Here is a 20,380-nt window from a genome sequence, read left to right on the forward strand (position 1 = left end):
ATGACAGATAAGAACCCGCATACCAAGCACAGCATGAAAAGTACCGCCCCCGCCGACTGCGTGACGGAAATCCGCATAGGGAACTCTGTTCTTGTGGTGTCCGGCTTTTTCAAGCAGAGTGCCACAGAAACCGCAGCCGACAAAATGGCTAAGGTGCTGGAAGCGGAAGCTGCTACAAAATGAGGGCATGGAAAAGCGGTCATGCCCGGAAACATGACCGCTGAATGGATAAGTTAAATTTTAGTTTGTTTCTTGCAACCGTTCGTACAGCTGACTGTCAATTTTATAAATTCCTTGATAAGGCTGTTCGATATAGTGTTTTCCGTTTTCCTCATAGGCAAAAATGGTGCTTGTTCCTGTTTCAAACTGAAAATCAATCTTGATATAACTTTCAGTCTGCGGAAAATCTTGAACACTTTGCTTACTGGTTGGTTCAGAACTGGAAATGTCAGAAATTATTTCACTTATCCAAGTTGTGTCTGAATGATTTGTGGTGTTTTCCCCAACAGTTACATCAACAGATGTAATGTCGCTTGTTTGGGGCAACTGAATGGGAGCAGCTTTTTTCCCACACGCAACTAAAGTTAAAATGCAAGTCAGACATAAAAACAAAGAAATATATTTTTTCATAAGCCTTTTACCTCGCTAATTCAATTTTTGCCATTATAACACAGCAGAATGAAATGGACTATCAAATAAAAGTAAAATATTTATGAAGTTGAATCTGCGTGATAACCCTAACACAAAAAAACGTCATTTTGACGGGCGGTAAAGAAGCACTTTTTACACTTTGCCGCTATACAAGCCGCCCCGCTGTATGGTACAATCGAAGTACGGAATAGTGGGGCTGGCTGTCGGAAACGGAGGAAACCATGTTAAGACAGACAACCCAAAACCTTATTACCGCCCTTTATCCGAGATTATCCCATGAAGATGAACTGCAAGGAGAAAGCAACTCTATATCTAACCAAAAGCGCATTTTGGAAACCTACGCCAAGCAGAACGGTTTTACCAACCTCTGTTGGTACACGGATGACGGTTATAGTGGTGCGAACTTCCAAAGACCCGGATTTCAAGCCATGCTTGCAGACATTGAAGCCGGGAAAGTCGGCACAGTCATCGTCAAGGATATGTCCCGTTTAGGGCGAAATTATCTACAGGTGGGAATGTATACAGAAATGCTTTTCCCGCAGAAAGGCGTCCGCTTTATCGCTATCAATGACGGAGTGGACAGCGCAATGGGCGACAACGATTTTACCCCGCTGCGTAATCTTTTCAACGAATGGATGGTGAGAGATACGAGCAAAAAAATTAAGGCAGTTAAGAAAGCAAAAGGCATGAGCGGCAAGCCTGTTACCAGCAAGCCCGTGTACGGCTACCTCATGGACGAGGACGAAAATTTCATCATTGACGAGGAAGCCGCCCCGGTAGTCAAGCAGATTTACCAACTCTGCCTTGCCGGAAACGGGCCTACCAAGATAGCCCGTATGCTGACCGAGCAGCAAATCCCCACGCCGGGGACGCTGGAATACCAGCGCACAGGCAGCACACGCCGCTACCACCCTGGCTATGAATGTAAGTGGGCGACCAATACTGTTGTTCATCTTCTGGAAAACCGGGAGTACACAGGCTGTCTTGTGAATTTCAAGACGGAAAAACCATCCTACAAGATGAAGCACAGCGTAGACAATCCCATTGAGAAACAGGCGATTTTCGAGAACCACCATGAGCCAATCATCGACTTGCAGACATGGGAACGGGTGCAGGAGTTACGCAAGCAGCGCAAACGCCCCAACCGCTACGATGATGTGGGCTTGTTCTCCGGCTTGCTGTTCTGCGCCGACTGCGGTCATGTGATGTACCAGCAGCGGTATCAGACCGACAAGAGAAAGCAGGATTGCTACATCTGCGGCAGCTATAAGAAGCGCACCACCGACTGTACGGCGCACTTCATTCGCACCGACCTTTTGACGGCGGGTGTGCTGGACAATCTGCGGAAAGTGACCGCCTATGCACAGAAGCACGAAGCCCGGTTCGTGAAGCTGCTTATCCAGCAGAATGAAATGGGCGGCAAGCGGAAGCTGGCGGCGGCAGCCAAGCAGCTTGAACAGGTGCAGAGCCGCATTGCAGAACTTTCCCGCTACATCAAGCGTCTGTATGAGGACAATGTAAACGGGAAAATCAGTGATGAGCGTTTCATGGAAATGTCCGCAGACTACGAAGCCGAGCAGCGGGAACTGAAAGACAGAGCCGCCGCTTTGCAGGGCGAGCTGGACAAGGCACAGGAAGCCACGGTAAACGCTGAAAAGTTTATGAGCGTTGTCCGCAAGTACCTTTCTATCGAAGAACTGACACACACTCTTTTGCGTGAAATGGTGGAGAAAATCGTTGTCTATGAATGTGAGTATGACGAGAACGAAGTACGCCGCCAGCGCATTGATATTTATTACAGCTTTGTCGGCAAGATTGACTTGCCCGAAGAATAAGCCCGACCTATCCGACACCCTGCGCAAGTGCCGGATAGGAACGGCAAAATTTTTTACACTTCTATTACTTCTTTATCACACATAAGCAAAATCACAGGGCATTAAGCAGCTCATGGCGGGCGGCGGCGTTGCCCTTATCGGCACTATCCTTGTACCTCTGCTTTCCGGCTTGTTCGGTTAAGCGCGGGTAGCTGCCTATGCAGAGCATACTTGACGCGATTAACGAATGGATAAAGGAAATCCTTATCGGAGCGATAAACGGTAATCTGTCAACTATGTTCGGGGACGTAAACGAAAAAGTCGGGACTATCGCAAACGAGGTAGGACAGACCCCGCAGGGTTGGAACGCAAATATTTTCAGCATGATACAGACCCTTTCTGAAAATGTAATCGTTCCGATTGCGGGGCTTGTCATTACCTATGTCCTATGCTACGAGCTAATCAGCATGGTAACGGAAAAGAACAATATGCACGACATAGAAACATTCATGTTCTTTAAGTGGATATTCAAAGCCTTTGTCGCGGTGTTTATCGTAACCAACACGTTCAACATCACAATGGCGGTCTTTGATATGGCGCAGCATATCGTTTCCGGCGCAGCGGGGGTTATCGGCGGCGATACGAATATCGACGTTGCCGAAGCCCTTGCCGCCATGCAGGAGGGGCTTGAAGATATGGAAATCCCCGAACTGCTCTTACTTGTGCTTGAAACAAGCCTTGTAAGCCTTTGCATGAAAATCATGTCCGTACTGATAACCGTTATCCTCTACGGCAGAATGATAGAGATTTACCTTTACTGTTCGGTATCGCCTATTCCATTTGCGACCATGACCAACAGAGAATGGGGACAGATTGGAAACAACTACCTAAAAGGGCTGTTCGCTCTTGGTTTTCAAGGCTTCCTCATTATGATATGTGTCGGTATTTACGCCGTACTGGTAAACGATATGATAATCGCAGACAATCTGCACAGCGCGGTATTTTCCCTTGCCGCCTATACGGTTATCCTCTGTTTTTCCCTGTTCAAATCCGGCACACTGGCAAAATCCATATTCAACGCCCACTAAGGGCAGAAAGGAGGTATTTTCTTGGCGTATGTACCTGTACCCAAAGACCTTTCCAAAGTCAAAACAAAAGTCGCTTTCAATCTGACAAAGCGGCAAATCGTTTGTTTTGCGGCGGCTCTCTTAATCGGACTGCCGCTGTTTTTTTTGCTCAAAGGCAGCGCAGGGACAAACCTTGCGGCTATGGCGATGATTGTCGTCATGCTCCCCTGTTTCCTGCTTGCCATGTATGAAAAACATGGGCAGCCCCTTGAAGTGGTGGTAAGAAATGTCGTTCAGACAAAGTTTACCCGCCCAAAGGAGCGACCTTACAGAACCGAAAACCTATACGCTGTCTTGGAAAAGCAGCGAAAACTTGAAAAGGAGGTATCAGCGATTGTCAAAAGGACAAACAAAAAAGACGCGGGAAGCCGCAGGAAACAGGCGTAAGCTGACCCGCGCCGAAAAGAAACAGATTGCCGAAGCTATCCGAAAGGCAAAGGGGGACGGCAAAGCCCGCACCGCACAGCAGACCATTCCTTACCTTGCCATGTACCCGGACGGTATCTGCAAGGTTACGGAAAAGAGATATTCAAAGTGCGTCGTGTTCGAGGACATCAATTATCAGCTTGCACAGGCAGACGATAAGACCGCCATTTTTGAAAACTGGTGCGATTTCCTCAACTACTTTGACGCGAGCGTGAGCGTGCAGCTTTCTTTCATCAATCAAGGGACGCAGCGGGAACAGGCAGAAAAAGCTATCACTATCCCGGCACAGGAGGACGCTTTTAACTCTATCCGCACCGAGTATTCGGATATGCTGAAAAATCAGCTTAGTAAAGGCAACAACGGGCTTGTGAAGCACAAATACATTACCTTTACCGTTGAAGCCGATAACAAGGCGGCTGCAAAATCAAGACTTTCCCGTATCGAAACCGACGTGTTTAACAATTTCAAGGTGCTTGGCGTAACCGCCCGCCCCTTATCCGGCTATGAACGCTTAAAGGTGCTGCATGGGGTATTCCACCCGGAGGGCGAGCCGTTCTCCTTTTCCTTTGACTGGCTTACCCCGTCGGGGCTGTCTACAAAGGATTTTATCGCCCCGTCCTCTTTCCGTTTTGGCGAGGGCAGATATTTCCGCATGGGGAAGAAAATCGGCGCGGCGAGCTTCCTTGAAATCCTTGCGCCGGAGCTTAACGACCGTATGCTTGCCGACATACTGGACTTGGAAACAGGGGTAATCGTCAATTTACATATCCGCAGTATCGACCAGTCGGAAGCAATCAAGACCATTAAGCGCAAAATCACAGACCTTGACAAGATGAAGATTGAGGAACAGAAAAAAGCGGTTAGAAGCGGCTATGACATGGATATAATCCCGTCCGACCTTGCCACCTTTGGCAGCGAAGCAAAGAACTTGTTGCAGGACTTACAGAGCCGCAACGAGCGAATGTTTCTCCTTACGTTCCTTGTGGTAAACATGGCAGACACGAAGCGGAAACTGGAAAATGATATTTTCGCTGCGGCGGGTATCGCACAGAAATACAACTGCCGCCTGACACGCCTTGACTATCAGCAGGAAGCAGGGCTTTTATCCAGTGTGCCGATTGGGGAAAACCTTATCCCGATACAACGGGGGCTTACCACATCAAGCACCGCTATTTTCATTCCCTTTATCACGCAGGAGCTTTTTCAGACGGGGCAAGCCCTGTACTATGGCTTGAACGCCCTTTCTAACAACATGATACTCTGCGACAGAAAGCAGCTCAAAAATCCCAACGGGCTTATATTGGGAACGCCGGGAAGCGGAAAATCTTTTGCGGCAAAAAGGGAAATGACAAATGCTTTCCTCATTACCGACGACGACATTATCATCTGCGACCCGGAAGCCGAGTATTTTTCCCTTGTGCAGCGTCTTAATGGGCAAGTGATACGTCTTTCCCCTACGGGCAGGGGCATTGACGGCAAGCCCCAGTATGTAAACCCTATGGACATAAACCTTAATTACAGCGAGGACGACAACCCCCTTGCGCTGAAAAGTGATTTTATCCTTTCCCTTTGCGAGCTTGTTATCGGAGGCAAGGAGGGTTTGCAGCCTGTCGATAAGACCGTCATTGACAGGGCTGTAAGAAATGTGTACCGCCCGTTCCTTGCAGACCCCGACCCGGCAAAAATGCCTATCTTGGGCGACCTTTACGACGAGCTGTTAAGACAGCCGGAGCCGGAAGCTGCCCGTATCGCGGCGGCATTGGAGCTGTATGTTTCCGGCAGCCTTAACGTATTCAACCACAGAACCAACGTGGAACTTTCTAACCGCCTTGTCTGCTTTGATATAAAGCAGCTTGGAAAGCAGCTTAAAAAGTTAGGTATGCTCATTGTGCAAGACCAGACATGGAACAGGGTAACGATAAACCGGGCAGAGAAAAAGGCGACCCGCTACTATATGGACGAATTTCACTTGCTCTTAAAAGAGGAACAGACCGCCGCTTACAGCGTGGAGATTTGGAAGCGTTTCCGTAAATGGGGCGGTATCCCAACAGCCATTACGCAGAACGTCAAAGACCTTTTGGCAAGCCGCGAGGTGGAAAATATCTTTGAGAACAGCGATTTTGTCCTCATGCTCAATCAAGCGCAGGGCGACCGTACTATCCTTGCAAAGCAGCTTAATATTTCCCCGCAGCAGATGAAGTATGTTACCCACACCGAAGCGGGCGAGGGGCTTATCTTCTATGGAAATGTGGTGCTGCCTTTTGTAGACCGCTTCCCGAAAGATACCGAGCTTTACAGGGTAATGACGACGAAGCCGGAGGAAGTTTCCGAAAGCGGAAAGTGAGGTGCAGACCATGAAGCAATATAAATCCCGCGATAAAATCACACAGAAAATGACCCGCGACGGGCTTATTGAGGTAAACGAAACACAGCAGACCGCCGAGCGTATCAGTAAACGGGAACAGGACGCGGATTTTCAAAAGTCCCCGGAGCAGCAAGCGGCGCAGGACGGGACGCAGCTTCAAGGTGTAGCGTCCCAAACTTCCCCGTTACCCCACGCACCGGGAGCTTCCCCCGCAAGGGACACCGCCACAGCAGAGCGCGTTATGGAGCATATCGAAGCAGCACAGACCCGCAGAGCCAGTAAAAAAGCGGTACATAAAGCACAGGAGGAAGTTACCGTACAAACAACATCTTCCCGCTTGCAGTTTACCGAGGAAGAACTTGCCGTCCCGGAACTGGAATGCTATATTGAGAAATCAAACAAAGCCGCTGACCGACTGGACGCAGCAAAGGCAGCTATCCCGAAGCAAAAGAAACTGGTTAAGGAGCGCACCTTTGACGAAGCCGCAGGAAAGGCAAAGACCCGACTTCACTTTGAAGAACAGGAAAAACCGATACCCGGCGGCAAAAAAGGAAACCCGCTGTCCCGCCCCGCACAGGAAGCAGGGATTTTCGTCCACAACAAGATACATTCCGTTGAAAAGGACAATTCCGGCGTTGAGGGGGCGCATAAATCGGAGGAACTTGCCGAGCGCGGCGCGAAATACGGGGCGCGGAAGTTAAAACAGGGCTACCGCAGCCATAAGCTGAAACCTTACCGGGAAGCGGCAAAGGCAGAAAAGGCAGCATTTAAGGCAAACGTCAACTTCCAGTATCACAAAACCCTGCACGACAACCCGCAGCTTACTTCTAACCCGCTTTCCCGTTTCATGCAGAAACAGCAGATAAAACGCCAGTATGCAAAGGCGGCAAAGAAAGGAGGGGCAAAAGCCGCAGCGGAAGCCACAAGAAAGACGGCGAAGAAAACCGCCGAGGAAACGAGGAAAGCCGCCGCATTTGCGGCAAGACACCCGGCGGGCATTTTGATTGCAGTTGCCGCGCTGCTTCTCTTTATTATGATTTCCGCAGGGCTGTCCTCTTGCGGGGCTATGTTTTCGGGCTTGACAAACGGGGTGCTTGGCACTTCCTACACATCCGAGGACAGCGACCTTGTGGCAGTTGAAAACAACTATGCCGCATTGGAAAACGGGCTGCAAAGTGAGATTGACAATATCGAAAGCACCCACCCCGGCTATGATGAATACCGCTACGACCTTGACAGTATCGGGCATAACCCCCACGAACTTGCGTCTTACTTGACCGCCCTCTTGCAGAGCTACACCCCGCAGAGCGCACAGGCAGAGCTTGAACGTATCTTTTCCATGCAGTACACCTTGACGCTGACCGAGGAAGTGGAAATACGCTACCGCACCGAAACAAGCACCGACCCGGAAACCGGGGAAACCACCACCGAGGAAGTCCCTTATGAGTATCACATCTTAAATGTGAAACTGACAAACAAGCCGATTTCAGAGCTTGCGGAGGAACTTCTTACGCCACAGCAGCTTGAAATGTACCGGGTGTATTTGGAAACAAGCGGCAACAAACCGCTGATTTTTGGCGGCGGTTCTCCCGACGGAAGCCCGTCCGAGGATTTAAGCGGTGTGGAGTTTGTAAACGGTACGCGCCCCGGAAATCAAGAGCTTATGGAGCTTGCAAAGCAGCAAGTCGGAAATGTGGGCGGCTACCCTTACTGGTCTTGGTACGGCTTTAACAGCCGCGTGGAATGGTGCGCCTGTTTTGTATCATGGTGCTACAATCAAGCCGGAAAAAGCGAACCGCGCTTTGCGGGCTGCGAATGGCAGGGTGTCCCTTGGTTTCAGTCAAGGGGACAATGGGGCGCACGCGGCTATGAGAATATCGCACCGGGCGACGCTATCTTTTTCGATTGGGATTTAGACGGCGTTGCCGACCATGTGGGGCTTGTGCTTGGCAGGGACGGTAGCCGCGTCTATACCGTTGAGGGCAATTCCGGCGACGCCTGCAAGATAAAGAGCTATGACCTTAACTATCAATGTATCAAAGGCTACGGGCTGATGAACTGGTAAAGCAACCCCAAAAAGAAAGGAGAAATGACCTATGGCAAACAATAAAATTGACCGTATCAATAAGGAAATCGCAAAGACCCGCGAGAAAATCACAGAGTATCAGAACAAGTTAAAAGGACTGGAAGTGCAGAAAACCGAAGCGGAAAACCTTGAAATCGTGCAGCTTGTACGAGCTATGCGTCTGACCCCGCAGGAACTGAACGCTATGCTGTCCGGCGGCGGTATTCCCGGCATGACTGCCGCACCCGCAGAAGAAAACGAACAGGAGGAAAATGCAGATGAAGAATAAACTGAAAAAGACCATGACTGCCCTTTGTGCCGCCCTTATCCTTATGGGCGGTTTTTCTGTCCCTGCCTATGCACAGGGCGCAGCCACAGAGCCGCCCGCCGGGGACGCGACCAACGACAGTAATGTAGTTGTGGAGGAAAAAGAGGAAACGCCGCCCCTTACCCCAAAGGGAAACGCTACACTGGTTGACGATTACGGCGGCAATAAGCAACTTATCACTGTTACCACCAAAGGCGGCAACTATTTCTATATCCTCATTGACCGCGCCGCCGAGGGCGAACAGACCGTACATTTCCTAAATCAAGTGGACGAAGCCGACCTTATGGCACTGACCGAAAACGGCGAAGCTGCCAAAAAGCCGGAAATCTGTAACTGTACGGAAAAATGCGAAGTCGGAAAGGTAAACACGTCCTGCCCGGTATGTGTTACCAGTATGACAGGCTGCACAGGCAAAGAACCTACCCCAACACCAACGGAGCAGCCGGAAGAACTGAAAGAAAAAGGCGGCAATCCCGGTGTGGTGCTTGCCTTAGTCCTCTTTGCCCTGCTTGGTGGCGGCGCAGCGTTCTACTACTTTAAGTTTCTAAAGCCGAAGCAGAATGTAAAGGGCGATACCGACCTTGAAGATTTTGAATTTGAGGACTACGACGAGGACGAGCCGGAAGCAGATACCGGGGAAACTCCCGAAGATGAAGAAACGGAGGAAGAAACCCTATGACCCTGTTTACCAACAATCCCTTTGAAAAGATGATGATACAGAAACCGAACGGGCGGCGTGATAATGCGCCGCCTGTTCCTTATCCCCCTGCTTGTGCTTCCTGCCCTTACAAGGGACAGTCCCCTTGTGTGGGGTACTGTCTGAAACAGGTACAGGAGAAAAAGAAAACCGAGCCGGAACGCTGAAAGGAGGAACTTATATTTGATTTTAGTTATCGCAGAAAAGCCCAGTGTGGCACAGACAATCGCTGCCGTACTGGGGGCAAAGGAAAAGAAAGACGGATTTCTCACAGGAAGCGGCTATATCGTTTCTTGGTGCGTGGGACATTTGGTAGGGCTTGCGGAAGCTGCCACCTACGGGGAACAATATAAAAAGTGGAGCTATGACAGCTTACCGATTTTGCCGCAGGAATGGAAGTACACCGTTGCTTCTGACAAGGAAAAGCAATTCAAAACCCTAAAAGAGCTTATGCACCGGGCAGACGTTTCCGAAGTCGTCAATGCCTGCGACGCGGGGCGCGAGGGCGAACTCATTTTCCGCTTTGTCTATGAAATGGCGGGCTGCAAGAAACCTATGCGCCGCCTTTGGATTTCTTCTATGGAGGACAGCGCAATCAAAGAGGGCTTTTCCCGTCTGAAGAACGGCGAGGAATACGACGCGCTCTTTGCTTCCGCATTGTGCAGGGCAAAGGCTGACTGGTTAATCGGTATCAATGCCACCCGCCTTTTCTCTGTCCTTTACAATCATACCTTGAACGTGGGACGCGTACAGACCCCGACCTTAAAAATGCTTGTTGACCGGGACGCAGCGATTACCACATTTAAGAAAGAAAAATACTACCATGTGCGCCTTGTCTTATCCGGCGCGGAAGCTGCAAGCGAAAAACTATCTGACCGTTCCGAAGCTGACAAGCTGAAAGCTGCTTGCGAAGTGTCAAAAGCAGTCTGTGCTTCCCTTGTGAAAGAGAAAAAGACCGCAGCCCCGCCGAAGCTCTTTGACCTTACTTCTTTACAGAGGGAAGCAAACCGCCTGTTCGGTTATACCGCAAAGCAGACCCTTGACCTTGCACAATCTCTGTATGAAAAAAGACTTCTTACTTATCCGAGAACAGACAGCGCATTTCTGACCGACGACATGAGCGACACAGCGGCGGGCATTATCAAGCTGCTTTGTGGGAAATTTTCTTTTATGGCGGGAAAAGACTTCACGCCGGAGCTTGGAAAGGTGCTGAACAGTAAAAAGGTATCAGACCACCATGCCATTATCCCGACTATGGAGCTTGCAAAGACCGACCTTGCCACGCTGCCGGAAAGCGAAAGGAATATCCTTACCCTTGCCGGGGCGCGTCTGCTCATGGCGACCGCTGCACCGCATACCTTTGAAGCGGTTACAGCAGTTTTTGAATGTGCCGGACAGTCTTTTATCGCAAGGGGAAAAACGGTGCTGTCCGACGGGTGGAAAGAGATTGACCGAAGATACAGGGCAGCCTTAAAGAACAAGCCCGAAACGGACGACGCAGACAGTGACACAGAAAAGACCCTGCCGCCATTTACCGAGGGACAGACCTTTGAAAATCCGACGGCAAAGGTAACGGAGCATGACACAACACCGCCAAAACCTCACAACGAAGCGTCGCTGCTCTCTGCTATGGAGCGCGCCGGAAGTGAGGACACCGACCCGGACGCAGAACGCAAAGGGCTTGGAACTCCCGCCACCCGCGCCGCCGTCATTGAAAAACTGGTAAAGGGCGGCTTTGTGGAGCGAAAAGGCAAGCAGCTACTTCCCACAAAGGACGGTATCAATCTTGTGTGTGTCCTGCCGGACACCTTGACAAGCCCGCAGCTTACCGCAGAATGGGAAAACAATCTGACGCAGATTGCCAAAGGCAAGGCAGACCCCGCCGCATTTATGGAGGGTATCGAGGATATGGCGCGGGAACTGGTAAAGACCTATCCGTTTCTTTCTGATGATAAAGCGCAGATGTTCAAGCCGGAACGGGAAGCGTTGGGAAGCTGCCCCCGCTGCGGTTCTCCTGTCTATGAGGGAAAGAAAAACTACTATTGCAGCAATAAGGAATGTAGCTTTACCATGTGGAAAAATGACCGTTTCTTTGAAGAACGAAAAGTAACCTTTACCCCCAAAATTGCCGCTGCACTCTTACAATCCGGCAAAGTAAATGTGAAAAAGCTCTATTCCCCAAAGACGGGCAAAACCTACGACGGAACTATCGTATTGGCTGATACAGGCGGGAAATATGTCAACTACCGCATTGAACTGTCGAAGAAGAAATAACTGAATAGCAAGCATAGGAAAAGAGTACCCTTTTCCGTAAAATCCCTGCTTTCTCTACCGAGAACGGCGGGGATTTTTGCTTGTTGGGAAGTTTCCCAAACCCTCTGTTTTATGGAGGGTTTTACCCTCTGAAACCGAAGAAAGGAGGTTACACATGGCAAGTTTACGGGACACCGTAAAGGACTATCAAGAAGAATTAAGGGACGGTATCGCTTGGGTGACGTTTTGGAAAACGGGACGTTCTTGGAACGCCGAATATTTCCACCTTGAAATGAGCGACTACATTTACCCGGAGGACAGAAGCCGCATGGAAGAAATCAAACAGGCTGACCCTGCCGCCGTTGTGGTAAACGGCTATTATTCCGGCTATCTTGGCGAGGATATGAACCTTGACGAGCTGACCGCCGGGGTGCGCCGCCACTACGAAAACGGATATAGCAATATCGGGGAATTTATCGAAGCCCACGACGACAGGCTGCCGCCGGAGCTTATCGAGGAAGCAAGAGCCGCCGCCCACGCTGCGGGGCTTCCTTTCTCTGAAAAAGCCTACCGGGACGGCGAAGAACCCGACCCCTATATTTTTGACGGGAGCATGAGCATGGAGGACTACGAACTTATGCACCGTATGATTGAAAACGAAAGGAGCGAACGCATGGTAGAAACGATTTTAAGCGGGTATCTTTCTAATCTTGGAAAGTACACCGAGGGCAGACCTGCGGGCGAATGGGTATCATTCCCCACGACTGCCGAGCATTTGAAAGAAGTCTTTGACCGTATCGGGATAGACGGCAAAAACTACGGGGAGCTGCATATCACAGAATACCAGTCCTCTATTGCAGGACTGGCAGGAAAATTGACCGAGCTTGAAAGCCTTGACGAACTGAACTATTTGAGCGAACTTTTGAAAATGCAGTTTGACGACGACCGGGAAAAATTTGTTGCAGCTATGGAATACGGCGACCATACAAGGGACTTGCAGGATATTATCAACCTTGCACAAAACCTTGATTGTTACTGGCTTTACCCGTCCGTACAGAGTGAGGAAGATTACGGGCATTATCTGATTGAAGAACTGGACGAGTTGGAGCTGCCCGAAGAAGCAAAAAAATATTTCATGTATGAGGAATACGGGCGGGACGCTGCTATCAATGACGGGGGCAGCTTTACCGAACAGGGCTATATCTACAATAACCGCAACACCTTTACACAGTGGTACGACGGGCGCGACGTGCCGGAGGAATACCGGGTAACGCCGCAGCCGCCAGTACAGGAAAAGGAACAGGCAGACCTTGACGCTTCCGCAGCCATACAAACCGCCGCCACAGAGCAGCCCCCGGTTCTCCCGATTATCCTATCTTCTGAAAAGCCCGCCGATAAAATGAAAGAGATTACCGACCGACTGGAACAGGGAATTTTAGGACTGTATGAAAGCGACCGTTACGCCGATTATCTGCGTACCATGTCAAAATTCCATGATTACAGCCTTAACAATACAATCCTTATCGCCATGCAGGGCGGCAATCTTGTGAAAGGCTATAAACAATGGGAAAAGGAATTTGACCGCCATGTAAAGCCCGGAGAAAAAGCTATCAAGATACTTGCACCGTCCCCGTTTACCGTCAAGAAGCAGGTGGAAAAAATCGACCCGGACACCCAAAAGCCTGTTTTCGATAAGGATGGAAAACCTGTTACCGAAGAAAAAGAAATCAAGATACCCGCTTTTCGTGTAGTATCTGTCTTTGATATTTCACAGACCGAGGGAAAAGAACTTCCTGCCCTTACCTATGAGCTTACGGGCAACGTGGAACAATACAAGGATTTTTTCGCTGCCCTTGAAAAGACTTCCCCGTTTGCTATGGGATTTGAAGCACTAAGCGGCGGCGTAAAAGGACGCTGCAATTATGAGGAAAAGCGTATCTTCATCAACGAGGGCATGGACGAATTGCAGAATATCAAGACCGCAATCCATGAAATCGCCCACGCCACGCTGCATGATACCGCCCTTGCCATGCCGGAACGCCCCGACCGCCGCACCCGCGAGGTACAGGCGGAAAGCGTCGCCTATGCGGTCTGCCAACATTACGGGCTTGATACGTCGGACTATTCTTTTGGGTATATCGCCGGGTGGAGCAGCGGAAAAGAACTTGCAGAACTGAAAGGCTCTCTTGAAACAATCCGCAGCACCGCCGCAAATCTGATTGATACCATAGACGGACATTTTGCAGAAATCCAAAAGGCACAGGATAAGGAACAGACCACCGAACAGGCACAGCCCGCACAGGAAGCCGCCAAACAGCCCGAAACAAAAGCAGCCGCGCCGGAGCTTCCCGAAGAAACAGCCCCGGTACAGGAAAAAGAAGCACAGCCGGAACAGGCTGCACCCGCCGCCCCTTATTATACTATCAATGAAGCTGCCGCCAAACGTGCAAAGGATATGAACAGTTTTTCCGATTATAAGCAAGGCAGCGCGACGGCTGAATACAGGCACTATGTAGATGAAGCCGTACAACTTGCAGAAAGGCAGAAACAGCGGGTAGACCCGATGTACCATGAGAAAATCGACAGCCTGCTTGACACCTATGCCCGGAAACTGGCGGCGAACATGAATAAAGGCTATGAGATTGACGCGCGTGTTCCCTCTATCCTGATTGCGGGCGGCTCTAACTTCCCCACAAGGAAGAAAGAAAAGCAGAACGCAGCCCGCGACAGCAATTACCGGGAATGGCAGGACATACAAGGGCTTCTTGATAAAATCCGCAGTACCGGCATGGGCGGTATCAGCGCAGACGACCCGCAGGCAGTACAGAAGTTAGAAAAGAAACTGGAAAGCCTTGAAAAATCACAGGAAACCATGAAAGCCGTAAACGCCTACTACCGCAAGCATAAGACCCTTGACGGCTGCCCGCATTTACCGCCGGAGGAACTGGAAAAATTGAAAGCAGACATGGCGAGCAGTTGGCATTTGGAGGACAAGCCCTTTGCGACTTGGGCGTTATCCAACAACAGCGCAGAAATCCGGCGCGTGAAAGACCGTATCAAATCCCTTTCACAGCAAAAAGAAATCGGTTTTGTAGGTTGGGAATTTGACGGCGGCAAGGTGGAAGCAAACACCGAAGCGAACCGACTGCAAATCTTCTTTGAGGATAAGCCGGACGAAGCCACGCGGGAAGCCTTAAAAAGTAATGGCTTCCGTTGGTCGCCAAAAGCCGGGGCATGGCAGCGGCAGCTTACCAGTAACGCCTACTATGCGGCTGATTATGTGAAAGCGATTGCTCCCCTTACCGGGGAAAAGCCTACCGAGTTACAGCGGGCGCATATCCGGCAGCAAAAGGTAGCTGCACAGGAACAACCCGCACAGGAGCAGCCGGAGCAGGAAGCCCCACAGGACAAAGACACCTTTTCCATTTATCAGATAAAAGGCGGGGACGAAACAAGGGACTTGCGTTTTGAGCCTTACGACCGTCTGATTGCCGCCGGACACCGGGTAGACCCGAAAAACTATGCCCTTGTCTATTCCGCACCTCTTACGCCGGGGACTTCCCTTGAAGATATTTACACCCGCTTTAATATCGACCACCCGAAAGATTTTAAGGGACACAGCCTTTCTGTTTCCGACGTAGTGGTGCTTCATCAGAACGGGCAGGACACCGCCCACTATGTAGACAGCTTCGGTTATAAGAAAGTGCCGGAATTTTTGCAGCCGGAAAACTATCTGAAAACTGCCGAGCAGACCACCGAGCAAAACTACAACATGATTGACGGGCAGATAAACAACACCCCGACCGTCGCAGAATTGGAAGCAAAGGTAAAGACAGGAGAAACCATTTCCCTTGTTGACCTTGCGGAAACTGTCAAGGCTGACAAGGAACGTGGCAAGGCAGCAAAAACGGAAAAGAAGCCCTCTATCCGGGCGCAGCTTAAAGCAGCGAAAGAACAGACACCGAAGAAACAGGCAAAACAGAAAACACAGGATTTGGAAAGGAGCTGACGCATGAATAAGTTTGAAAACGTGGATATTTTCGCTTCTCTTGACGCTATCATGCGGCAGAATACAGGATTTTTCCAAAGTGATTTTGACATTGACAAGGAGATTATCGCAAAAGCAGCGGCAAGCCCTAACAGAGAGGATAAGACGCTGCTATGGTTTTGCCGCCCGTCCGGGACGCATTGTTTTAAGGAGCGCGACGTGTTCCTAAAGGATACCGCCGCCCACAATACATGGTGTTTTTACAAAGAGCAGACCTGCGACCGCGTTCTTGCCTATGCCGTCGAGCTGACGGGCAGGGAGCGCGGGAAAATCAAAGGCAATCTTTATGAGCTTGACTATGCAAGGCAGTATGAGCGCGTTAAGGACAATGCGCTTGCCGCCGACACAGTCAAGTTGATTTATGAGCATGGGACAAGGGAGATACCCGCCGGACAGCATTTTAACGGAAATCCCGATACTTCTTTAGGGAAGTTTGAACACTTTGAAGCAGTACCCAACGACCCGGACGCGCTACAATTCCTTTTACGGGAAGAAAAGCAAAAACGGGATAAACTGACACCGGGCGACTTCAAGGAACATACCGCCGCCCTGCGTGCTGGGCTGATTGAAGCCGAAGCGCGGCGCATTGTGCAGGAAATGAAGCGCAGGGACACGCCCAATAGCCCTAATAGGACACATTTCATGGTGGAGCTGTCCCCGACATTTATGCAGCTTGCGTCCTCTAAGGACACCGACCGTCTGTTTTCCATGTTGCCCTATAAGACACTTTCCTTTTCCAAAATCGAGGGCAGACATGGAACATACGCCTTGATTGATAAAAATGAAAACCGGGGCACAGATATTCGCAGGGTGCGCCCCTCAATCCGGGCGCAGCTTGCCGCTGACAAAAGAAAAGCCGCCCCGAAAAAGGCGGCTGTAAAATCAAAAAATCACGAATTGGAGGTATGAGCATGATTAGACTGACAGTTGAAGAAACAAACCTGTTGAGCATTTACAATGAGGACGGCAAACGTGGGCTTACAGAAAACATCAACGCTGCGCTGCCGTTCATGGACGAGGATATGCGGGAACTGGCGAAACGCACCCTTGCGAAAATCGCACCTCTGACAGAAAATGAGTATGCGGAGCTTGCTATTTTCGCCGCTGATGAGGTATGACCGGGATAAAGCGGCTTACACCACCCCAAAGCCGGAAAGTCAACAGCCTTATAAAAAAGGAGTGCTGCAACTGCGATAACGGACACTGTATTTTACTGGACGACGGGGAGGAATGTGTCTGCCCGCAGCTTATTTCCTATTCGCTTCTTTGCAAATGGTTTCAGACCGCCGTATTGCCCCTTGATAAGCTGCTGTATGCAGAGCTTTTCAAGACCGAGGATAAAAAGCGTTGTACCGAGTGCGGAACTTCTTTTGCGTCCACCTCTAACAGCGTCAAATACTGCCCGGACTGCCGGAAGCGTATTACCCGCAGACAGGCAGCGGAGCGCATGAGAAAACGGCGCGCCCTTGTTACGTAGTAGGGGCAAAAAAAGCCTTGATTTACGGGGCTTTCAGTGCTTGAAAATGACGCGGCAAGGGTTTTATACCTTATCCCCTAAAAATGACGTTCTATTGCGTAACAGATACCAAAAACGCACCTACATAAAACAGGGCGCGGACAGTCTTTTGTTGGCTGTCTGCGCCCTGTTCTTTTACTTTATTCGTGCAGTTCTTCTATATCCTTTATTCGGTTTTCCAATAGGATATACAGCTCTCCATTCTCTCCCCTTATAACCAGAGTATCATTTTCATCGGAATAAGTTCCATATTCCACACATTCTATATATCCGATAAGTGTATTTCCGTCCTCAAAAGTAATTTGGATTTTACTGTCTGCGTTAATATAAGTTTCTACGCCATAACTGCCATTTTCTAATGTTATTCTGTAACATGGTGTAATACCAACCATTTTCATAATTATTCCCGTTCCTTTCCTTTCTTCCGTTCCGGCTCTTTGCCTTGCCGCAAAATATTGTCTATGTTCTGTTTGATAACGTCGTATTCCTTGACCTGTTTTTTCAGCTTGCCATAATCAGCGTAAAGGGCTTCTTTTTGCGCTTGTAGTTTCCCGTATTCTTCCTGCATGGCGGCAAGATTGGGGAGTTTAGTAACGCCCGCCGCTTTCAGTGTCTTTACTGCCGCTTCATGGAGTATCAGACTGCTTTCCTGCTTTGCCCGGTATGCGTCCTTATCCTTTGCCCTGCGGTATGCTTCATAGACAGGTTTTGTCTTTTGGTAGGTAGTAACGTGCTTCATCAGCACCGCCATATCTGCAAGACGCTTTTCCACGCTCTTTAATGCGTCTGCTGTCTTTTCATTTTCCGCATTTACTTCCTCAATCCGGCTGACTAAATCTGCGTACTGCTCAATCTTATGTTCTGTCAAGAAATTCATAGTCTTTGCAGCCAGTTTCAGATTATGGATTTTCGCCCACTGTTCATAGCCCCGGCTCTCTTGTGCCTTGATACTGTTTTCAATGTCAATAAGCAGCGATACGCCGCGCTGCTCTTTGGGAGCTTTCGCTGCCTTTGTGCGTTTGCCCTCTATCCGTTCTCTTATGGCTTCCTCTGTATAATCTGTACCGAGAGTTTTCAGACGGGTAAAGCGTTCCTGTCCGGGAGCGCGGCAGGAGATATATTTTCCCGGCTTTATCTCATAACCCGCTGCCTGTAACCGCTGCAACAATTCTTCAAAACTTGCTACTTGGGGGATAAGCGTATCAACGGCAATTTTCAGCTTGCCTTTCCAACTTGTACCGACCTTTTCCGCTTGATATTCTGCATAGCTTTTTCCCTTGCTGCCTTTGCCCGGAACGACAACAGACAGCCCGTTTTCCCGGCACAGCTTATCGCTCATGTTCCGTATGCCGTAGTAACTGCGCTTATTGGAATTGTACTTATGGTAGTCAACAAAATTGACCGCACAAAAAATGATATGGTTATGGATATGCCCTTTGTCTATGTGGGTAGTTAAGACGTATTCATGCTGTCCCTTTGTTACCGCGTCGGCAAGCTGCTTTCCGATTTCGTGGGCTTTCTCATAATCTACTTCTCCCGGCTCAAAGGACTGTATCAAATGGTGGGCGAGATTGTTTCCCTTATCTATGGCTTGTGCAAGCGTAAATCCAAACTCAATATCTGCCGTTTCATAGCTGCACCCAAAGGAGGACACAAGCATTTTCCCGTCTGTTTTATCCGGGTTTTGGATATAGTCAAGGGCTTTGCTCAACGTGCTTTTAATAGGCTTAATCTTTGTAACCGCCATATCTCCGCAAGCACCCCCTTTATTTCCTCTATGTCCTCTTGGTAAACGCTGCCTGTCGCATTGACACGCTTTGCAATCTGATTGATGTTGACCCCGATTTTCTGTATCTCTGCTGTCATGCCTTTTATATCGCTATGGTCTGTCTGAATGATATACCCGTCAATGGCAATCTTGCGAAGATACGCCGCCATGTTCCGGGTAGGGACAAGCTTCATTTTCTGTTCAATCAATGCCCTTTCTTCCTCTGTTACATAGAATTTGATTTGTATTTTTCTTTTGCGTCCGTTCATGCAATCGCTCCTTTCCATTCCGAGGGTTTGGGACACTTCCCAACAAGCAATTTTCAACCGACGCACCGCAGGACGGGAGGGCGAAAATACGGAAAAGGGTACTCTTTTCCTATGCTTGCTACGAAACTTTATCCCTTACTACCTACAACACCGGGAACGGCAAATTTGACGAACTTTCCCAAAAGAAAAACGCCGCAATCTGCGACGTTTCAATCACTCTATATAAACAAAAACGAGAGAACTTTATTCCCCCGTTTCGTCGTTGTTGGCTTCCTCTATTCCTTTTGCAGTAGCAGACAGGATTTTCAAATCTTTTTCGCTCATACCGTCAAGCATAGTATCGAGCTGACGGCGGCGCGTGGATTTCTCCTGTTCCCGTTCCGGGAAAAAGAACTGGTCTACTGATACATCAAGCAGGGTTACAAGCTCATATAAAATCTGTAAACTTGGGTGCTGCCCGCTGTTCTCAATGGACGCGATATATCGGGGCGCAATATTCAGCGTATCGGCTAACTGATTGCGTGATATTCCCTTTGCTTTTCTTGCTGCTTTAATGGCTTGCCCGAAAGCCTTAAAATCAAATTTTTCTTTGTTCTGCTTCATAGTCATTTCACCCAACTACATTGTATATTTCATCTTCCTTTCGAGATATGATTACACACAGCACATTATTGACTGAAATAGAGCATATCATATACTTGATATTATTCGGCTATCCGAGTATAATTATACTGGTAAAATTTGAGGAAAGGGCGTTTTGATTATGGAATATATGTCTTGTCCCGAAGCGGCAAAGAAATGGGGAATTTCTGAAAGACGAGTACAGATACTTTGTAGCGAAAATCGCATACCGGGCGTTTCAAAACTGGGGTATATGTGGCTGATACCAAAAAACGCGGAAAAACCTTTTGATATGAGAAAGAAACAACATAAAATGCAGATACAATAAACAAACAAATAAACCTTACAACAACTGTAAGTGGTGTGGTTGCTTCTTATGCAGTAAAATTATATTCGTAAGATAAGCGTAAGCAAAAAATGTGAGGTGTGAGA

Annotated in this window: 20 protein-coding genes and 1 pseudogene; 16 read left to right on the forward strand and 5 right to left on the reverse strand. The window is 49.1% G+C overall.

Annotated features, from left to right (window positions below; genetic code table 11):
- Window positions 1-183, forward strand: a complete 183-nt coding sequence (locus ACI0CA_RS01185) for a transposon-encoded TnpW family protein (RefSeq protein ID WP_446806609.1) — start codon at window positions 1-3, stop codon at window positions 181-183.
- A 57-nt stretch (window positions 184-240) separates the two neighbouring features.
- Here the strand turns inward: ACI0CA_RS01185 and ACI0CA_RS01190 are convergent, their stop codons facing one another.
- The gene (locus tag ACI0CA_RS01190; RefSeq protein ID WP_446806608.1) at window positions 241-630 is read right to left on the reverse strand and encodes a DUF5301 domain-containing protein; all 390 of its coding nucleotides are present in this window, start codon (window positions 628-630) and stop codon (window positions 241-243) included.
- Window positions 631-872: 242 nt separating this feature from the next.
- Here ACI0CA_RS01190 and ACI0CA_RS01195 point away from each other — a divergent pair, with 242 nt between their 5' ends.
- The 14 genes and pseudogenes from ACI0CA_RS01195 (at window position 873) to ACI0CA_RS01260 (ending at window position 17,251) form a co-directional block, all read left to right on the forward strand.
- The gene (locus ACI0CA_RS01195) at window positions 873-2,486 is read left to right on the forward strand and encodes a recombinase family protein (RefSeq protein ID WP_446806607.1); all 1,614 of its coding nucleotides are present in this window, start codon (window positions 873-875) and stop codon (window positions 2,484-2,486) included.
- A gap of 85 nt (window positions 2,487-2,571) precedes the next feature.
- A pseudogene (locus ACI0CA_RS01200) lies at window positions 2,572-2,667 on the forward strand (Maff2 family mobile element protein); the annotation flags it as partial.
- A gap of 16 nt (window positions 2,668-2,683) precedes the next feature.
- Window positions 2,684-3,553: a VirB6/TrbL-like conjugal transfer protein, CD1112 family gene (locus tag ACI0CA_RS01205; protein ID WP_002610323.1), complete on the forward strand. Its 870-nt coding sequence runs from the start codon at window positions 2,684-2,686 to the stop codon at window positions 3,551-3,553.
- A 21-nt stretch (window positions 3,554-3,574) separates the two neighbouring features.
- The gene (locus ACI0CA_RS01210; protein WP_003529188.1) at window positions 3,575-3,979 is read left to right on the forward strand and encodes a PrgI family protein; all 405 of its coding nucleotides are present in this window, start codon (window positions 3,575-3,577) and stop codon (window positions 3,977-3,979) included.
- Window positions 3,927-6,362, forward strand: coding sequence for a VirB4-like conjugal transfer ATPase, CD1110 family (locus tag ACI0CA_RS01215; protein WP_002610325.1), 2,436 nt, complete (start codon window positions 3,927-3,929; stop codon window positions 6,360-6,362). The genes ACI0CA_RS01210 and ACI0CA_RS01215 overlap by 53 nt, the downstream gene beginning before the upstream one ends.
- Window positions 6,363-6,411: 49 nt before the next feature.
- Window positions 6,412-8,448 carry a C40 family peptidase gene (locus ACI0CA_RS01220; RefSeq protein ID WP_117605126.1) on the forward strand — a complete coding sequence of 679 codons (2,037 nt, stop codon included), beginning with the start codon at window positions 6,412-6,414 and terminating at the stop codon, window positions 8,446-8,448.
- A gap of 31 nt (window positions 8,449-8,479) precedes the next feature.
- Complete coding sequence (locus ACI0CA_RS01225; RefSeq protein ID WP_055153476.1) at window positions 8,480-8,737, forward strand: DUF4315 family protein; 258 nt, start codon at window positions 8,480-8,482, stop codon at window positions 8,735-8,737.
- A complete protein-coding gene (locus ACI0CA_RS01230) occupies window positions 8,727-9,455 on the forward strand; it encodes a DUF4366 domain-containing protein (protein ID WP_002610332.1) in 729 nt (242 codons plus the stop codon). Before ACI0CA_RS01225 ends, ACI0CA_RS01230 begins: the two co-directional genes overlap by 11 nt.
- On the forward strand, window positions 9,452-9,640 hold the full coding sequence (locus tag ACI0CA_RS01235) for a hypothetical protein (RefSeq protein ID WP_002610333.1): 189 nt from the start codon (window positions 9,452-9,454) through the stop codon (window positions 9,638-9,640). The genes ACI0CA_RS01230 and ACI0CA_RS01235 overlap by 4 nt, the downstream gene beginning before the upstream one ends.
- Before the next feature lie 16 nt (window positions 9,641-9,656).
- Window positions 9,657-11,747 carry a DNA topoisomerase 3 gene (locus ACI0CA_RS01240; RefSeq protein WP_002610336.1) on the forward strand — a complete coding sequence of 697 codons (2,091 nt, stop codon included), beginning with the start codon at window positions 9,657-9,659 and terminating at the stop codon, window positions 11,745-11,747.
- Window positions 11,748-11,901: 154 nt separating this feature from the next.
- Window positions 11,902-15,735: an antirestriction protein ArdA gene (locus ACI0CA_RS01245; RefSeq protein ID WP_446806606.1), complete on the forward strand. Its 3,834-nt coding sequence runs from the start codon at window positions 11,902-11,904 to the stop codon at window positions 15,733-15,735.
- Between the two features lie 3 nt (window positions 15,736-15,738).
- On the forward strand, window positions 15,739-16,683 hold the full coding sequence (locus tag ACI0CA_RS01250) for a hypothetical protein (RefSeq protein ID WP_055153478.1): 945 nt from the start codon (window positions 15,739-15,741) through the stop codon (window positions 16,681-16,683).
- 2 nt (window positions 16,684-16,685) lie between these two features.
- A complete protein-coding gene (locus tag ACI0CA_RS01255) occupies window positions 16,686-16,892 on the forward strand; it encodes a transposon-transfer assisting family protein (protein ID WP_002610341.1) in 207 nt (68 codons plus the stop codon).
- On the forward strand, window positions 16,889-17,251 hold the full coding sequence (locus ACI0CA_RS01260; RefSeq protein ID WP_002610343.1) for a cysteine-rich VLP domain-containing protein: 363 nt from the start codon (window positions 16,889-16,891) through the stop codon (window positions 17,249-17,251). Before ACI0CA_RS01255 ends, ACI0CA_RS01260 begins: the two co-directional genes overlap by 4 nt.
- A 179-nt stretch (window positions 17,252-17,430) precedes the next feature.
- On the opposite strand, the gene ACI0CA_RS01265 is transcribed toward ACI0CA_RS01260, so the two are convergent.
- The 4 genes from ACI0CA_RS01265 to ACI0CA_RS01280 all read right to left on the reverse strand — a co-directional run bounded on the left by ACI0CA_RS01265 (window position 17,431) and on the right by ACI0CA_RS01280 (window position 19,936).
- A complete protein-coding gene (locus ACI0CA_RS01265; protein WP_002610344.1) occupies window positions 17,431-17,688 on the reverse strand; it encodes a hypothetical protein in 258 nt (85 codons plus the stop codon).
- Between the two features lie 2 nt (window positions 17,689-17,690).
- Complete coding sequence (locus tag ACI0CA_RS01270; protein ID WP_002610346.1) at window positions 17,691-19,037, reverse strand: relaxase/mobilization nuclease domain-containing protein; 1,347 nt, start codon at window positions 19,035-19,037, stop codon at window positions 17,691-17,693.
- Entirely contained in the window at window positions 18,998-19,327 is a 330-nt protein-coding gene (locus ACI0CA_RS01275; RefSeq protein ID WP_002610348.1) for a plasmid mobilization protein, read from the reverse strand. Before ACI0CA_RS01275 ends, ACI0CA_RS01270 begins: the two co-directional genes overlap by 40 nt.
- Before the next feature lie 243 nt (window positions 19,328-19,570).
- On the reverse strand, window positions 19,571-19,936 hold the full coding sequence (locus ACI0CA_RS01280) for a helix-turn-helix transcriptional regulator (RefSeq protein WP_002610350.1): 366 nt from the start codon (window positions 19,934-19,936) through the stop codon (window positions 19,571-19,573).
- A gap of 154 nt (window positions 19,937-20,090) precedes the next feature.
- Here ACI0CA_RS01280 and ACI0CA_RS01285 point away from each other — a divergent pair, with 154 nt between their 5' ends.
- Window positions 20,091-20,276 (forward strand): helix-turn-helix domain-containing protein, encoded by a 186-nt coding sequence (locus ACI0CA_RS01285; protein WP_003533355.1) that lies wholly within the window; start codon window positions 20,091-20,093, stop codon window positions 20,274-20,276.
- Window positions 20,277-20,380: the final 104 nt, after the last annotated feature.

This window comes from Hominenteromicrobium mulieris (genome assembly GCF_046197855.1).
In the GTDB taxonomy this organism is placed as follows: Bacteria; Bacillota; Clostridia; order Oscillospirales; family Acutalibacteraceae; genus Hominenteromicrobium; species Hominenteromicrobium mulieris.

What these genes read in the sequence shown, in the direction of transcription:
- ACI0CA_RS01185 (WP_446806609.1), top strand. Translation starts at nt 1, where the DNA reads ATGACAGATAAGAACCCGCATACCAAGCACAGCATGAAAAGTACCGCC.
- ACI0CA_RS01190 (WP_446806608.1), bottom strand. Translation starts at nt 630, where the DNA reads ATGAAAAAATATATTTCTTTGTTTTTATGTCTGACTTGCATTTTAACT.
- ACI0CA_RS01195 (WP_446806607.1), top strand. Translation starts at nt 873, where the DNA reads ATGTTAAGACAGACAACCCAAAACCTTATTACCGCCCTTTATCCGAGA.
- ACI0CA_RS01205 (WP_002610323.1), top strand. Translation starts at nt 2,684, where the DNA reads ATGCAGAGCATACTTGACGCGATTAACGAATGGATAAAGGAAATCCTT.
- ACI0CA_RS01220 (WP_117605126.1), top strand. Translation starts at nt 6,412, where the DNA reads ATGACCCGCGACGGGCTTATTGAGGTAAACGAAACACAGCAGACCGCC.
- ACI0CA_RS01225 (WP_055153476.1), top strand. Translation starts at nt 8,480, where the DNA reads ATGGCAAACAATAAAATTGACCGTATCAATAAGGAAATCGCAAAGACC.
- ACI0CA_RS01230 (WP_002610332.1), top strand. Translation starts at nt 8,727, where the DNA reads ATGAAGAATAAACTGAAAAAGACCATGACTGCCCTTTGTGCCGCCCTT.
- ACI0CA_RS01235 (WP_002610333.1), top strand. Translation starts at nt 9,452, where the DNA reads ATGACCCTGTTTACCAACAATCCCTTTGAAAAGATGATGATACAGAAA.
- ACI0CA_RS01245 (WP_446806606.1), top strand. Translation starts at nt 11,902, where the DNA reads ATGGCAAGTTTACGGGACACCGTAAAGGACTATCAAGAAGAATTAAGG.
- ACI0CA_RS01250 (WP_055153478.1), top strand. Translation starts at nt 15,739, where the DNA reads ATGAATAAGTTTGAAAACGTGGATATTTTCGCTTCTCTTGACGCTATC.
- ACI0CA_RS01255 (WP_002610341.1), top strand. Translation starts at nt 16,686, where the DNA reads ATGATTAGACTGACAGTTGAAGAAACAAACCTGTTGAGCATTTACAAT.
- ACI0CA_RS01260 (WP_002610343.1), top strand. Translation starts at nt 16,889, where the DNA reads ATGACCGGGATAAAGCGGCTTACACCACCCCAAAGCCGGAAAGTCAAC.
- ACI0CA_RS01265 (WP_002610344.1), bottom strand. Translation starts at nt 17,688, where the DNA reads ATGAAAATGGTTGGTATTACACCATGTTACAGAATAACATTAGAAAAT.
- ACI0CA_RS01270 (WP_002610346.1), bottom strand. Translation starts at nt 19,037, where the DNA reads ATGGCGGTTACAAAGATTAAGCCTATTAAAAGCACGTTGAGCAAAGCC.
- ACI0CA_RS01275 (WP_002610348.1), bottom strand. Translation starts at nt 19,327, where the DNA reads ATGAACGGACGCAAAAGAAAAATACAAATCAAATTCTATGTAACAGAG.
- ACI0CA_RS01280 (WP_002610350.1), bottom strand. Translation starts at nt 19,936, where the DNA reads ATGACTATGAAGCAGAACAAAGAAAAATTTGATTTTAAGGCTTTCGGG.
- ACI0CA_RS01285 (WP_003533355.1), top strand. Translation starts at nt 20,091, where the DNA reads ATGGAATATATGTCTTGTCCCGAAGCGGCAAAGAAATGGGGAATTTCT.